The sequence below is a fragment of the Streptomyces sp. NPDC001002 genome, from assembly GCF_053599215.1.
Map to the genome: position 1 here is coordinate 37,200 of NZ_JBSFLV010000030.1, position 15,903 is coordinate 53,102.

A 15,903-nucleotide genomic window follows, 5' to 3' on the forward strand; every position below is an offset into this window, starting at 1 on the left:
GGGACTCCTCAGAAGGGGTACGTGCGGGGCGGCGTGCTGGTCGTGCGGGTCCGCCAGCGGGTGAACGCCTCCAGGGCGGCCCGGCCGCCGAAGCCGGAGCCGTTGCCGGAGGCGCCGACGCCGGCGAAGGGCAGGGCGGCGTCCTGGACGACGGTCTGGTCGCCGACGTGCACGACACCGGTGTGCAGCCGGTCGGCGATCGCCTCGCCGCGCGCGGTGTCGGCGGTGTAGACGGCCGCCGTCAGTCCGTAGTCGGAGGTGTTGGCGAGGCGGACGGCGTCGTTGTCGTCGGCGAAGGGGGTCACGGTGGCGACCGGTCCGAAGACCTCGGTGTGGAAGACGTCCAACTGCTCGGTGACGTCGGCCAGTACGGTCGGCGGGTAGTACGGGGGCAACGGCCGCCCGCCGGTGACGAGCCGGGCGCCTTGAGCGACGGCCTGTTCAACGGCGTTGGCCACGGTGGTGAGTTGACGCCGGTCGATCATCGGGCCGATCTGGGCGTCGGAGCGGTGCGGGTCGCCGATGCGCAGGGCGTCGGCGTGCCGGGCGAGCGCCCCGGTGTAGGCGTCGGCGATCGAGTGGTGGACGAGGTGGCGCCGGGCGGACATGCAGATCTGGCCCTGGTGGAGGAAGGAACCCCAGGCGCCGGCCGCCGCGGCCGCCTCCACGTCCACGTCGTCGAGGACCACGAAGGCGTTCTGGCCGCCGAGTTCGAGCACGACCCGCTTGAGCAGCCGGCCGCAGGCGGCGCCGACCTCGCGGCCCACCTCGGTGGAGCCGGTGAAGGACACCATCACGACGTCGGGCGCCTGGACGAGCGCGGCGCCGGTCTCCGCGTCGCCGTGAACGACCTCCAGGACGTCCGGCGGCAGGCCCGCGTCGGCGAACACCTCGGCGAGGATCCGGCCGCCGCTGAGCGGGGTGTGCGGGTCGGGCTTGAGCAGGACGGCGTTGCCGAGGGCGAGCGCCGGGCCGATCGAGCGGGCGGCGAGCAGCAGCGGGAAGTTCCAGGGCACGATCACCCCGACCACGCCCAGCGGGACGCGGGTCACCTCTGAGACCCGGGCCGGGTCGTCGGCGGGTGGATGCGGGAAGCCGGGGTGGCGGGCGAGGGAGGCGCCGTGGCGCAGCTCCTGCGCGGACTGGTAGACCTCGAAGAACGCCTTGCCGGGGATCGCGCCGCCCTCCCGGACCAGCAACTCCTGTACCTGGGGCGCCCGTTCGACCAGCAGCTCGGCGGCCCGCTCGACGATCGCGGCCCGCTCCTCGGCGGGCGTGGCCGCCCACGCGGGCGCGGCGGCCCCGGCCCGCCGGCCGGCCGACGCCACGTGGTCGGGCGTGCACAGCTCGACGGTCCCGAGCGGCTCACCGGTGATGATCTCCCGGCTGACCAGCTGGGTCTCGGTTTCGGCGAGGGTGGTCACCTGGGTACCTCGGTTCCGTCGGGGGTGCGTACGGAGGGTGTGGGGCGGGGGGTCTCGGGGGCCCGAACGGGCGAGGGGTCAGCGGCGGAAGCCTCTGTGGGCGCTGTCGCGGACGCGCGGGCCGGACAGCGCGTGCAGTCGTCCGCCGCGGGCACAGGTACGGCGCCGTCCCGGTCCAGGGCGCGGCGGAGTCTGCGCAGGCAGCGGGTGCGGATGGGGCCGACCGAGCCGAGCGGCATGGACAGGGCGGCGGCGATCTCCTGGTAGGAGGCCGGCGGGTCCTGCAAAGCCCGTAACAGCAGTTCGCGGCACTGGTCGGAGAGGCTGTCGATGGCGCGCAGCACCTCCTGGCCGCGGTCGGCGCGCAGGGTGATCTGCTCGGGGCTCTCGTGGTGGTCGAGGAAGTGTTCGAGCGTGGCGCTGTCGCCGACCATCACGAGGCGCCGGTCGCGGGTGGCCGTCTTGATGGCCTCGCGGCGGGCCACGGTGGCCAGCCAGTCCCCCAGCCGGTCCGGGTCGCGGATGCGGTCGGCGTTCTGCATCAGCCGGAACCAGGTGACCTGCCGCACGTCCTCGGCGTCGACCCGGCTGACCCGATGGCTTCGCGCCACCGACCAGACCAGCCGGCCGAACCGGTCGACCGTCTCGTCCCACGCCTCCGCCTCGCCCCGGGCACAGCCCGCGAGCAGCTCCGCGTTCCCCTTCGCCGGCATCGCTCGTCCTCCGTCTGCGACCGCCCGCGCTGCGGCGGGATCCGGCTTCCATGCAACACACCGGACACGGTGGCCGGATACGGATGACGGCGGCAGGTAGCGGTCATGCCAGGAGTGGACAGCACAACGGTTCATCGCGGCCCGCTCCGGGAGACGGCCGGCAGCAGCTCGGCCATGGCGGACCGCAGTCGTACGGGGATCGGCCCGGAGTCGTCCTCGCTGGCCCGGATGGCGATGCCGAGGGCGAAGCGGTCCCACACCTGGAGCACCTGGATCTGCCACAACGGCCGCTCGGGCTCAGGGATTTCCTCGTCCACGACGGCCAACCCGCCGCCGCGCAGCCGGTGCACCGAGAAGGCGTCGAAGCCGCGCGCCATGCCCATGCCGGTGGCCTTGGTGTACGCCTCCTTGGCCACCCAGGAGTCCGCGAAGGCGTGCCCGCGCTGGTCCTCGCGGTCACGGCGCAGCACCTCCTGCTCCAGCGGAGTGAAGACCTTCGGCGCGAACCGTACGGCCTCGGGCCGGGCCGGCGTGTTCTCGGCGTCGACCCCGGCGGTACGTCCGCGCACGACGATCGCGGCGATCAGCCCGTTGGTGTGGGTGAGGTTGAAGTCGAGCCCCCAGTCGGCCCCGTGGACGCTGGGCCGGCCGAACCGGCCCTTGTCGAACCGCCATTCCTCCGGCGCCACATCCGCGTACTGCGACAGCACCTCACGGGAGAGCAGCCTGGCGCCCAGGAAGCGGGTGCGGGCGGCGGGGAACAACAGCCGGTCGTGCCGGGCGCGTTCCTCCTCGGTGAGCAGGTCGAGGCCGCCGGTGGCGGCGGCGAACTCCTCCACGTCCTCCTCGGCGAGCAGCCACACGTCGGCTCCGCCCGCCAACGGGTCGTCGGCCGGCTCACGCGCGGTGTCGGGGGCCTCGGCGATCACGGGCATCTGCGGGTCACCAACTCACCTGGTACGGACGGAAGGAGAACAGCCGGCCTGCGCGGTGGGCGTCCGCCATGACCTCGGCGACGGCCTCGATGTCCGCGGGTCCGGTCGTCCACCGCGTGGGGTGGAAGCGCCGCAGCAGCCGCTCCAGACAGAGCAGCAGCACGGCGGGCGAGCGCAGCGCGGGCGCGAAGCTGTCACGTCCGCGCAGATAGAGATGGACGCAGGCGGCGGCCGCGGACACCGCCGCGTACTGCTTGGCGAGGTCGTACAGTTCGGCCGACTGCCCGGCTTTACGGCCTTGTTCGGCTACGAGCTTGGCGTGTTCGTCGGCGAGCCGGTGCACCTCGTCGGCGAGCAGGCCCGCGCTCTCGGCGCAGCCGGCCAGCCACGCGGCCTCGCGCCCCTCGGCCGCGTCCGCTTCCCGGCGCAGTTCGGCGACGGCCGACCGCAGGGCGAGCACCGAGTCGTCACCGCCCCGGCTGAACAGCTGCTGCGCGGCGGGCTCGTACGGGTCCATGGGATAGGCGGGATCGAAGAGACGCCCGGTGGCGGCGACCGCTTCGGCCACCGGACCCGGCTCCTGGGCGACCGCGCCGCCGAGCAGGGCGGGCAGTTGGAGGGCGATGTTCTTGAGGTTCACCACCGTGTTGCCGTCGGCGAAGTTGGAGATGGCGAAGTCGCGAAGGACCTTCTGGAAGATGCCGTGGCGGGGGTGGGCGCGCAGGTAGTAACGGGCGCCTAGGACGGTGGTCAGCCGGGCCAGGGTCTCCTCAAGGAGGGTCGGCACGAAGTACTTCACGACCGAGGACCAGATGCTGGCCTGCGCGGGCGCGAGCTGGAGCGACCGCACGGCACCCGTGGTCAGCGCGTCGGCGATCAGCAGCTCGGCGAAACTCTCCGCCAACTGCCTCTTCGAGTACGGCACTTCGAGCACGGTCCCACCGAAGATGACGCGTCCGGAGGCGAAGTCGAGGGTGGAGCGCAGGGCGGTGTCGACACAGCTCATGGCGATGCTGGAGATGGCGACCCGCGCCAACTGACTGCTCTTCAGCGCGACTTCGAGCCCTTGCCCGACCCGCCCGAGGAGCGCGGAGTCGGGCACGAAGCAGTCGGTGAGGCGTACGCCGCTCATGTCGAGTCCGCGCAGCCCATGCAGGGGCTCGTCGCGCAGGTGAGCCAGTTGCTGCTCGGGGATCCCGTCCTTCTCCACGGCGAAGATGGAGTAACCCCCGGGCCCGCCCTTCTCCGAGGTCCGGGCGAAGACCATGACGGCGGCGGCGACGGTCGCGTTGCCGATGGTCCACTTCTCACCGTTCAGCAGCCAGCCGCCTTCGGTGCGGCGCGCGGTCGTCTCGTTGGCGAGGATGTCGCTGCCGTGCGCGCGCTCCGACAGCCCCCAGGCCAGCTTCCGCCCGGCCCGGATGGCGTCGGCGAAGTGCTGACGCTGATCGGAACTGCCGGCGATCCACACCGGCATGTAGCTGAGGCTCGTCAACACCATCGCGGTCGCGGAGGTGGGGTCGCGGCGCCCGACGAGCCGGTAGAGATTGAACCCGTCCTCGACATGCACGGCCTTGCCACCGTTGGCGGCCGGCACGATCCAGTCGTACAGCCCCCAGCCCGCCAGCACGTCCACGAACTCGTGCGGGTACTCCTGGCGTTCGTCGAGGTCGAGGATGCGCGGGTAGGGCATGGGGCCGGCGGGATCCCAGGGATCCCCGAGATACGCCTCCAAGTCCCCCATGAGCGCGCTGAGATCGGTCATGTCGTCCCGTCCCCCTCCTCGGACTCCGGCCGCCCGTCGGACAGTTGGACCGGGAGCGCGGTGAACAGGAGCCCCGCCGCGTCGAGCCGGGTGAGGGCGCGTGCGGCAGGCGGCAGTTCGGACGCGGCCTGCCGCGGGTCACGCCCGTCGGCGAGGGCGAGCAGCACGGCCAGTACGGCGGTGAGCCATCCGCTGCCGCCGGGCTCGTCGCCGTAGAGCCCCCGGTCGGGATGGGCCCGCCAGGCGAGAACGGCCGCCGCACCCGCGTACAACAGACAGCACCGCTCGGCGAGATCGAGCAGCTCGGCCGACGCCCCGAGCCCCCGGGCCCGGTCCTTCTGGGCCTCGGCGGCGGTGGCGAAGGTGTCGTCGAGCGCGGCCCGCAGCTCCCGTACGAGCTCGGCGCCCCGCTCGTCCCCACCGGCCGCGATCCGCCGGGCCGCGTCCTCGGCCTGCTCGGCGAACCCGAGCAGCACGAGGTCCTTGGGGCGGGCGGAGAGATCGAGTGCGGCGGGGTCGAGATCGGGGAGCTGGTCGCCGAAGGCGAAGAGGGAGGTGGAAGCGGGGTCTGGGTCCGGCGTGCCCCCAGGGGCCAACGCCGTTGCGTAGCCGGGGAGTTGGACCGCGATCGCCCGCAGCACCCCGAAGGGGCTCGTGTCGATGGTCTCGACGATCTCGTTGTCCCGGCGGGCCTTGTCGAGGACGGCTCCGGGGCCGTGGGCCAGGACGGCTCGGGCGCCGAGGAGGGTGCGGGAGCGGGCGATGGACGACGAGGTCAGGCGGGTGGCCACTCGCTTCACCACCGAGGAGCACAGGCCGAACGTGCCCGGGGAGAGGTGGACGTAGCGGGCCGCCGTCAGGGAGAGCAGGTCCGCCGCGAACAACTCCGCCGCGGCGACGGCCAGTTCGCGTGAGCCGTACCCCGTGTCGGCGACGCGGACGCCGCCGACCCGTCGGTCACGGGTGAACCGCAGGGCCGTACGCAGAGCCGTGTCGGCGGTGGCCAGGCAGGCCCCGGTGCTGAGCAGACGCACCACCTGTTGGGCCCGCATCGCTCCCGCGAGGCCACCGCCCACGGCTCCGATCACCGCCGCCCGCGGCACCGGAGTCCCTTCGAAGACCAGGTCGGCGAAGTCGATCCCGCGCATCCCGGTGACGTTCTGCGCGGGTTGCCGCCGTACCCGGTGGGCCAGTTCGTCCGGCCCGAGCAGCACGGCCGTGAAGGCGGCCGGTCCGCGTTCCGCCGTGCGCGCCACCACGACCACCGCGTCGGCGGTGGCGCCCCGTCCGACGAGCCATTTGCGGCCCCAGAGCCGGTAGCCGTCGCCCGTCGGGTCGAGGCGGACCTCGCCCGCGAGGACGTCGCTGCCGGCCTGTTCCTCGGAGAGGGCGAAGGCGATCGTGCGGCCCTCCTGCACCCAGTCGGCGACCGTCTTGGCCTGTTCGGCCGAGCCGGCCGCGAGCACGGTCAGCACGGCGGAGCAGGACAGCAGGGTGGCCGGCATGAGCGCGGCGTCGCGCCGGGCCGCCACCCGGACCAGGAGCAGCGTCTCGTCGAGCCCGCGCAGCGTGCCGCCCAGGGACGGCGGCAGATAGGCGAGCGGGAAGTCGACGGAGTCGAGACGGGCGGCGAAAGCGTGCGGGAAGTAGCCGTGTTCGTCCCGCTCAACTCCCGCCGCGAACCCGTAGACGTTCTCCACCCGCCAGGGGTCGCCGAGCAGCTCGTCGAGCCGCGCCACAGCGGCGAACCCGGCGTTCACGGACGTACCTTCAGATCCGCTCATGGCCGTACCTCCAGGGCCTGGTCGGGCTGTGGTACCGGGTAGTCGGCGATCGCCGGGGAGAGGGCGAGGCCGGCCGCGCGCAGCAGCGAGAGGCGCTGGTGGAAGGCGGCGCCGGTCATGATGTGGCGGGCGACGTCGGCGACGTGGCGGTTGCGCGGGGCGGCCAAGTAGGTGCCGCGGACCCAGGAGTTGAAGCTGCCCATGGCCGGGCCGCACCAGATCTGGTAGTCGACGGCGCGGTCCGCCTCCCCCGTCTTCGCCCAGCGCGAGGCCATCCCCAGGTACCAGCGGAAGATCAGCGCGGCCCGCCGCTTGGGGCTGGCGGCGGCGCGGGCGAGCTGGTCGGGGTCGCGGCGCTCGAAGTAGCCGACGGTCTCCGCCCAGACGTCCTCCAGGGGGCGCCGGAAGATCTGTGTCTCGATCCGCCTGCGGGCCGCCGCCGGGAGGTCGTCGATGCCGTCGTGGTCGCGGTAGAGCTCGTAGAGGAGCCGGGCCCGCATCGGGAAGAGGGTGCCGCGCTTGAGGACCTGGAGCTCGACGCCCATCTCGAACATGTCGGCGGCCGGCGCCATTTCGCAGTCTGCGAGGTCGGCCTGCGCGAGCATCTCCTTGACCTGGGTGGAGGTGCCGGCCTCGACGCAGGACTGGTTGACCGACCCGGTCACCACATAGTCCGCGCCCATCGCGAAGGCTGCCCAGGCCGCCTCGGGGGTGCCGATGCCGCCGGCCGCGCCGACCCGGATGCGTGTCGGGTACCCCAACTCCTTCATCAGGGCGTCCCGTTGACGCATCAGCACGGGCAGCTGCGCGGGCAACGGGCGCCGGTCGGTGTGGCCGCCGGAGTCCGCCTCGACGGTGATGTCGTCGGCGAGCGGCACCCGTTCGGCCAGCCGCGCCTGCTCGGCGGTGATCGCGCCCTCCTCCACCAGCGCCCGCACCATCGCCTCGGGCGCGGGCCGGATGAACTGCTCCGCGATCTCGGTCCGGGAGATCTTGGCGATCACCTTGTTCTCGGCCACGACCCCGTGCGGCCCGCCCGCGCGCAGCCCGGCGAGCCGGTAGCGCACGATGTGCGGGGTGAGCCCGAGGAACGCGGACGCCTCGACGCACGGCACCTTGTGGCGCAGGTACAGGTCCACGGCGGTGCGTTCGAGGCGCTCCTCGCTCGGGCTGTGGATCAGATTGCAGGCGTACGGCAGCCCGGGGATCTCGGCCGCGAAACGGCCCAGCGCCTGCTCCACCGCCTCGGGCAGCAGCCCGGCCGCCCCGTACGAGGCGAGGTACCCGGCCCGTGCCATGGCGATCACCAGGTCGGCCGAGGCGATGCCGTTCGCCATCGCACCGCTCATGTACGCCTCGCGCACGCCGTACGCGTCCAGGAAGGCGCCGCTGCCCAGGCGTTCGGGCCCGGACGGGGGTACGGCGGCGATGACCTCGTGCTCCCCGCCCGCGTGCACGCGCCCGCCGACGGCCGCGCCGAGCCCGTAGCGCCCGCGCAGGATGTAGACGGGCTCGTCGAGACGCGCGAGCGCGTCCCGGATCCCGCTCTCGCCGACCGCCGGTGCCCCGGTCCCGCTCCACCGCGGCCGCGGCTGTTCGCTGCTCATCGACATGTCTCCTATGGGGGCCGCTAGTCGTGGTGGATCTCGATGCCGACGTCGTCGAGGCGGTAGATCCGCAGCGTCGACTTCCAGACGTGGGCGGTGCCGAGGAGGACGATCCGGCCGGGTTCGCGGCGGATCTCCTTGATCTGGACGTCGAACTCCATGTCGGGGTCGGTGCGCAGGATCTGGCCCCGGTAGCTCCACTTCATCTCGGTGCCGGCGCTGAGCGCGAAGCGCGGGTTGCGCAGTCCGTCGGTCAGGCCGCTCTCGACGGCGTACACCTGGAGTCCTTGCAGCAGCGCCTCGACGCCGAGCGAGCCGGGCATGACCGGGTCGCGGTGGAAGTGGCAGGAGAAATACCACTCGTCGGGCCGGATGGAGCGGTGCCCGCGCAGATACCCCTGTCCGTGCTCGCCACCGCCGGGCAGGATGTCCAGCCACTCGATGAGGTCCAAGTGGCCGCCGGCCAGGCGCGGTCCGTGCCGGGCAGGCTCGGCGGACCGGTAAGCGCGCAGGTCGACTCGCCTTGTTCCGGGCGGCCTTGATGCCTGCGTGTCCAGCCAGGGCAGCACGTGCTGTCCCTTGTCGAGGCCGACCTGGTGGGCGAGCGCCTTCTCGTTGAAGTACCCGAAGAGGGACTCGCCGGTGTAGAACACCTCGCCGTCGCAGGAGAGTTCGTAGGAGAAGTTTTGGAGGATCGAGCCCGGCATGCGGTCGCTGGACAGCAGGGTCGAGCGATGCTGGATGGTCTTTCCGCGCAGGTCGACGTCCTTGACGAGGGTGGCGTGGCCGTCCAGGTTGCGGATGCTGAACTGCTCCTCCGGGTAGGGCAGGGTGGCGCCGAGGTAGTAGCCGAGGAGGATGGCCGCCTGGAGGCTGGACTCCATGTAGATGCAGTTCGGCATGTACGGGTGGCCGTTGTCGGTGTAGTACCAGGCGTCCTCGGGCGCGTCGTACTCCGTCACCATCACCGCCCCGCGCTTGAGCGTCCCGCGCGTGCCCTCCAGCTTCATCACCCGGTCGACGAACAGGAAGTCGCCGTTGGGGATGTACGGGGCCCTGCTGTCGGCGTAGACCTCGAACTCCGGTCCCATCGCGATCGCCAGGTCGCCCTTGGCCGCGTGCGCCATGTGGAACTCGTTGAGCAGCGCGGGCTCTCCGGTGGCCGGGGAGAGCCGGCCGAGGAAGTGCGGGACCGTACCGGCGGTCTCCGGGCGGTACGGCGTGCCGGGCTTCTCCCGCAGTCGGATGCCGAGGCCGGTGACGCCGATGGAGGGCGTGCCGTCGCGCAGGACGACCACGTCGGCGACGAGTGACGGACGCGGGAGCAGGGTCAACTCGGTGATGTCGATGCGGTATTCGATCCGGCTGTTGCGCGGGGTGATCTGCCCGCGCACCTTCACCTCGGTGCGCAGATCCGGCACCGGCTGGAAGCGGGCGTCGGGGAGCGTGAGGTGCAGGCCGAGCGAGAGGGCGTACAACTCCAGGAGCTGGACGGCGCCTTCGGCGACGAGCGAACCGGCGAGTACGGGGTCGTCGGGGAAGTGACTGGTGAAGTACCAGGCGTCGGGCTGGAGTTCCTTGACGGCCTCGATCCTCCCCAGCCCGTGCGGGCCACCTTTCCTGTCGAGCACGGTGACCTCGTCCGCCATCAGCAGCGGGCGGTCGGGCAGGCGCAGGGAGGTGTTGCAGCCGGGGGGTTGGCGGTGGCCGGGTCCGAAGACGTCGGCGATGCGCCCCTCGGAGAGGGCGTCGAGGTCGGCGGCGGAGAGGGCGGTGCGGTGGGTGGGGGCGAGCGGCTTGAACGCCGAACGCCCGGGATCCGCCTTGACCTTGAGGCCGGGTGCCACCCGCCCCTGCACCAGCCCGGGCGAACTCTCCAGCTCCTCGTCCGTGAAGAACCCGGCGCAGGCGTTGTTGAGCTTGAGGATCAACTCGCCGTCGCAGTAGCAGTCGTAGTGGAAGAAGAAGAGGAGGGTGTCGCCCTGCCGCACGAACTGGTCGATCCAGATGTCGTAGCGCAGGGTCTGGCCGGTGCGTGGCAGGTCGCCGACGAAGCTGAGGCTGCTGTCGAGGAGGCGGTAGACGCGGTTGCCCCGGTTGGTGAAGTCGGCGCCGAGATAGCTGATCAGCAGCAGGTCGCACTGCCCGGCCTCGATCGTGACGGCGGGCGGCACCTGCCCGTCGACGGCGTACCAGGCGTCCTCCGGCACGTCGTACTCGGTCCGGATGAAGGAGGGCTTGAACTCCCCCGGCTCCGCGTCGAGTTGGGTGACCCGGGTGGCGAAGAGATAAGGCGGGGCGGGGAGTCGTACGCGCCGCTGATATCCGTCGATCCGGGCGAACCGGGGCCCGAAGACGTTGCCGACCTTGCCGGTCGCGAATTCGAGGAGGTCCTCCTCGTCCCAGACGACGCCTTCGGGTTTGGGGCGGGTGACGGGGGCCGCCGGGGGCTGCTCGGGGCTGGGAGGCGCCACGGGCGGGACGACCGGTTCGGCGGCGGGATCGGCGACCGGCTCGACGACGACCGCGTCGACCGGCTCGGTGAAGGGTGCGGCGGCCGGCGCGGCCGTCGCCGCCGCCGACAGCACGGCGACCAGCTCCTCCCGCAACTCCCGCTGCGCTTCCAGGACTTCCTGATGCGCCTCCAGGATCTCGGCCCGCAGGCTGCGCACGAGGGCGAGGGTGGAGGCGTGGTCACTGGCGGCCCGCGCCGACGGCTCGGGCTCCGGCCTCGGCTGCGGCTGCACCGCCGGCGGCACGGGCAGGGGCGCGCCGAAGATCGCCGGGCGCTGGGGCACGTCGGGGCGCGGAGCCGGTGGCGGTACGGCGTCCAGGGGCCGTGCCGGGACCGCGTCGGCGGGCACCATCGTGATCGGTTCCCGCTCCAGCGTCAGCGCGGGTACGGGCGGACCGTCGGGGCGGATCGGCATCGCGGAGTCCCATTCCGTGGGGTGGAGTTCCGGGTCGGAGAGCTCCTGGGCAGGCAAGTCCGGGGCGGGGGGCGGGGTCGGTTCGGGTGCCAACTCCCCGAACGGCAGCGCGGGTTCGGGCGCGGGGTCGAGGAGCGGTACGTCGAACACGGGACGCGGCTCGGACAGCACCGCCGCGGTCGCGGGCACCTGCGCCAGGGCGGGCACCGGATCGGCGACCGGCATTACGGGCGCAGGTATCGGTTCGGAGGCCGGTGTGGTCGGGACCGGCGTGGTAGGGACCGGCGTGGTCGGGACCGGCGTGGTCGGGACCGGCGTCGGCACCCGTACCTCCACCCGCTCCCCCGCCGGAACCCTCCGTATGGCCCCGACGATCCGCTCCGCCTCCCGCGCCACCAGCGGAGCGACCGGCTCGCCGCCCACCGGGAACGTGCGCAGGCCCAGTGGGCGTCGGGCGGTGGTCGTTCGGGGGCGGAACGGGGTCAGGTCGACCGGGACTCCGTGGGCGGCCAGTCGGGCGACCAGGCGGGCGATGTCCGTCGCGCCGCGGGCGCCCCGGCGGTCGACGGGGACCGAGAGATGGGGGGCGTCGGCGAGGGTCTCGTGGATCCAGCGCGTGCAGGTGCTGGAGGGGCCGACCTCGATGAACGCGCGGAAGCCGTCGTCGTAGGCGCGGCGGATCAGGCGCGGGAAGTCGACCGTCTCGCGGAGGGTGATGGCGATGTTGTGGGCGACGGTGTCCTGGTCGAGGTCGCCGACGGGGGCGTAGTGCCGGCTGCTGTAGAGGACGAGGTCGCCGACGTCGCCTGTGGGGTAGCGGTTGAGGTCCGCGAGTTCGTTCAGGTCGCCGTCCACCACCGGGCAGTGCATGACGTGATTCGCGGGTGAACGTGCGCTGCGGCAGCCCAACGCGTCGATCAGGTCCCGGCATTGGGCCGGGTCGCCCGCGACCACGACCTCGTCGGGGGTGTTGACGTGGGTGATGAAGACCCGGTCGTAGCGGGCGACCGCCTCGCGGACGTCGTCCGCCGGGGCGAGCAGCACATGCGTGGCCCACACCGCCGCGTCGGGCACGTCGTCGCCGAGATGCCACAGCGCGCGGACCGTCTTCTTCGGCCCCCGCAGCCGGTCCACGAAGAGCGGCGACGCGTCGATCTTCGCGGTCCCCCGGGCCTCCTTGACCCAGCCGCCGGTCGCGAACAGCATGCTGCTCTCACCGAGGCTGTACCCGAACGCCCCGTGCACCGGCACCCCGAGCACCTCACGCACCAGGTCCGTCGACAGCAGCGCGTAACTCGTGCCGACGGCCAGCATCAGCGGAATGTCCTCGATCAACTCGGCCTCACGGCGCATCAGTTCACGCCGGTCGAGCGGCCCGAGGGCGCGCGGGTACAGCGCGGCCGAGCGGAGCATCTCGGCGGGCAGTTCGGCCTGCGCCTCGAAGCGGGGCAACAGTCCGGGGAAGGCCCGGAACAGGGCACGGCCCAGGCCGAGGTAGGAGTTGAAGGCTCCGGGGTACACCAGCGCCGTCTTCGTGCCGGGACCGCCCGCGGGCCGCGCCGCGAAGCAGCTCCCCGACGGCGAGGTCCACTCGCCCCCGGCCCGGTACACGCCCGGCAGATCCTTGGCCGCCTGCTCCAACTGCCGTACCAGGCCTGCCGTGTCGTCGGCCACCAGTACGGCCTTGAGCGCGGCCGGCCGGTCCTCCGCGAGCGCGGCCCAGTCGCCGCCCGCCTCGACGGCCGCACGGACCTCCCCCAACCGCCGTACCAGCGTGTCGATGTCGTCCGCGCCGACGGGCACGACCAGGCTGCCGCCCGAGCGCACCCAGTCCGTCGCCGCCACCTCGCCCCGCGTCTGCGCCCCGCCGAGCACGATGTGGGCGTGGCTGCCCGCGGTCCCGGTGACACTGACGGAGGCGGTACGCCGGCCCTCGCGCCGTTCGCGCAGCCAGGGCCGCGAGTCGGTGGCGCGGAAGAAGGCGGATCCGGCGAGCCGGGCGCCGTCGACCCCGTCGGGGGCGATCGGCTGATAGGCGTAGTGCAGGCACAGTGCGGCCCGGATGACGGAGGCCAGCGCGGAGGCGCAACCGGTGTCGCCCACCTGGGAGTTGACCCCGCCGAGTGCGGTCCGCAGGAGCCCGCCGACCCGGACGCCCGTCCAGACGCGGGCGAGTCCTTCGACCACCTCTTCACGCAGGGTGCCCGCCTCGACCAGCTCGACGTCGGCCGGTGTCACCCCGGCTGCCGCCAACGCGTCCTCGGCTGCGGCGGCGACGAGGTCGGGGGCGGGCCGCGGGTCGAGGGTCGGCGCGTGGTGGACGGCGAGGCCGTCGACGGTCGCGTACACCGTGCGTTCGGGCGGGATCGAGCCGGGGCGCGTCACGACCACGGCACCCGCGCCGTCACCCAGCACCGTGCCGGGCTCCAGGATCGAGCGGGCCAGCTGCGACTCGGGCCCCGCCGCCAGGTCGACGGCGCCGACCAGCACGGCCTCGACGCTCGGGTCGAGCAGCAGCAGCCGGGCGGTGTCGAGGGCGTCGACACCGACCGCGCTGTCGGAGGAGACGGTGAACGACGGGCCGGTGAGGTTCCACAGGGAGGAGATCCGCGCGGCCATGATGTTGCCGATGTAGCTGAGGACCTCGTTGGCCTCGATGGAGTCGTGGATGCCGTTCCGGGCGGCCTTGGTCAGGGCGGCCAACTGCTCGTCCGTGGGGTCGAGTCCGGCCGCCGCGCACCAGGCGGCGAGCTTGCGCCCGAGAGCGTACCGGGCGCCGTGCCCCTCCGCGCTGGGCTCCATCTCCATACCGAGGACGACGGCGACCCGCCGCCCCTTGGCCCCGGGCCCGGGACGCTCGTACCCGGCGTCCTTCAACGCCTCCTCGGCGACCCGCATCATCAGCAGGTGCTGCTGGTTGAAGTGGTCGAGGTCGTTGGGCGGGATGCGATAGGAGGTGGCATCGGCCTCGAACCCGTCGAGGTACGCGGCCTTCGGCACCAAGTCGTGGGCCAGCCCGGCCCGTTCCAGCGGCCCGCCCGGGGCCGACTCGAACCCGCGCCACCGGTTCGGAGGCAACTCCCGTACGCCGCTGAGGCCTTCGTACCCGGCCCGCTCGAACGCGTCGAGCGTGCTGAAGGAGCCGAAGTGGGCGCCCATGCCGATGATCGCCAGCGTCGGCGGCTTCGTGCGCTCGGGGTCGTCGTCGGCGGTGCTGCCGTTTGCGGTGTCGGCAGGCTGCGCGGACGGCTCCGACCCAGGTTCCGGCACCGGCTCTGACAGGACGACGTGCGCGTTGGTTCCGCCGAAGCCGAACGCCGAGACCGCGGCCCGGCGTACGCCGTCCGTGGCCGGCCAGGGCGTGGGTTCGCGGACGACCCGGTCCGCCACCGTGCCGGGCAGCGGTACGGCCACGCCGGTGGTCGGCGGGATGACGCCTCGGCCGAGCGCGAGGACGACCTTGACCAGGCTGCTCATGCCGGCCGCGGTCAGCAGGTGGCCGATGTTGCCCTTGACCGAGCCGAGCAGCGGGCCGCGCCCGAAGTACCGCTCCACGCCGTCGAGTTCGGTGCGGTCGCCGAGCGGGGTGCCGGTGGCGTGGCACTCGACGTACTGGACGTCGTGCGGCTCGATGCCCGCGTCGCGGTAGGCGAGTTCGTAGGCGGCGAGCTGGCCGGTGACGTTCGGGGCGAGGAGGTGCTTGCCCGGGCCGTCGTTGCCGAGCGAGACCGAGTCGATCACGGCGTACACCCGGTCGCCGTCCCGTCGGGCGTCGGCGAGCCGCTTCAGGGCGACCATGGCCGCGCCCTGCCCGGTGATGATGCCCTTCGAGCGGGCGTCGAAGGGCTGGCTGAAGCCGTCCGGCGGATAGGCGTGCAGGTCGGAGAAGGAGAGGTGGATGACGGTGGGGTCGGGTGCGCAGACCCCGCCGGCCAGCATCAAGTCCGCTCCCCCGGTGGCCAGTTGAGCGCAGGCGAGCTGGATCGCGTAGAGCGCCGACGAGCAGGCCGCGTCGAGCGTGTGGCGCGGGCCGCCGAGACCGAGGGCGGCGGCCACGACGTGGGCGGGCAGGCCGCCGGGCCAGAGGTTGTGCGCGTCGGCGGGGGTACGGGGACTGGCCGGGTCGCGGGGGTCGTCCGAACTGCGGCCGCCTGCCGGGCTGTTGGATCCGTTCACACCGTAAGCAACGGCGTCCCCCTCGCCCCCGCCCCTGGCCGGGCTGCCGTCCTCCGCACCGGACGGCAGCCCGGCCGCGGGGAAGCCGGCCGCCGCGAGGCCCTCGAAGACCGCGGCGTCCCAGAGCTTCCCCGCTGCGCGGCCGGAGGACGGCGTGGGGAACGGGTAGTTCCCGAACACCACGCCGGTCCTCCGCCCGACTCCCCGGCCGGCCGCGGCAGCGGGGGATACACCCGCGTCGGCCAGGGCGTAGTCGGCCACCCGGAGCGCCCAGTGGAACGAACGGTCCAGGCCGGCCAGATAGTCGGCGGGCAGTGCGTACGCGGCCGGGTCGACGACCTCCCCGGCTTCCACGAACCCGCCGCGCGTGCAGTAGATGCGGTGCCGGTCCGCGCTCTCGTCCTCGGCCAGCGGATCGTGCCCGAAGATCCGCTCGCCGCCCTCGGTGCGCGAATCCACCGCGCCCATCAGGTTGTTCCAGTAGGTGTCCGGCGTGGCCGCCCCCGGAAAGAGGCACGACAGTCCGACGATCGCGTACTTGCCCATGACCGATCAGCCTCCGAGCGTCG

At 73.0% G+C, this 15,903-nt stretch carries 7 protein-coding genes; all 7 read right to left on the bottom strand.

Features of this window, described 5'->3' with window-relative positions; genetic code table 11:
* Nucleotides 1–8: 8 nt before the first annotated feature.
* The gene (locus ACWDR3_RS16275; RefSeq protein ID WP_450353132.1) at nucleotides 9–1,424 is read right to left on the bottom strand and encodes an aldehyde dehydrogenase family protein; all 1,416 of its coding nucleotides are present in this window, start codon (nucleotides 1,422–1,424) and stop codon (nucleotides 9–11) included.
* Nucleotides 1,421–2,137 (bottom strand): RNA polymerase sigma factor, encoded by a 717-nt coding sequence (locus tag ACWDR3_RS16280; protein ID WP_450353133.1) that lies wholly within the window; start codon nucleotides 2,135–2,137, stop codon nucleotides 1,421–1,423. Before ACWDR3_RS16280 ends, ACWDR3_RS16275 begins: the two co-directional genes overlap by 4 nt.
* Before the next feature lie 131 nt (nucleotides 2,138–2,268).
* Nucleotides 2,269–3,072 (bottom strand): 4'-phosphopantetheinyl transferase family protein, encoded by an 804-nt coding sequence (locus tag ACWDR3_RS16285; RefSeq protein ID WP_450353134.1) that lies wholly within the window; start codon nucleotides 3,070–3,072, stop codon nucleotides 2,269–2,271.
* A 7-nt stretch (nucleotides 3,073–3,079) separates the two neighbouring features.
* Nucleotides 3,080–4,837, bottom strand: coding sequence for an acyl-CoA dehydrogenase (locus ACWDR3_RS16290; protein WP_450353135.1), 1,758 nt, complete (start codon nucleotides 4,835–4,837; stop codon nucleotides 3,080–3,082).
* Nucleotides 4,834–6,621, bottom strand: coding sequence for an acyl-CoA dehydrogenase family protein (locus ACWDR3_RS16295; RefSeq protein ID WP_450353136.1), 1,788 nt, complete (start codon nucleotides 6,619–6,621; stop codon nucleotides 4,834–4,836). The genes ACWDR3_RS16290 and ACWDR3_RS16295 overlap by 4 nt, the downstream gene beginning before the upstream one ends.
* Entirely contained in the window at nucleotides 6,618–8,228 is a 1,611-nt protein-coding gene (locus tag ACWDR3_RS16300; protein WP_450353137.1) for a PfaD family polyunsaturated fatty acid/polyketide biosynthesis protein, read from the bottom strand. The genes ACWDR3_RS16295 and ACWDR3_RS16300 overlap by 4 nt, the downstream gene beginning before the upstream one ends.
* 23 nt (nucleotides 8,229–8,251) lie before the next feature.
* Nucleotides 8,252–15,880, bottom strand: a complete 7,629-nt coding sequence (locus ACWDR3_RS16305) for a beta-ketoacyl synthase N-terminal-like domain-containing protein (RefSeq protein WP_450353138.1) — start codon at nucleotides 15,878–15,880, stop codon at nucleotides 8,252–8,254.
* Nucleotides 15,881–15,903: the final 23 nt, after the last annotated feature.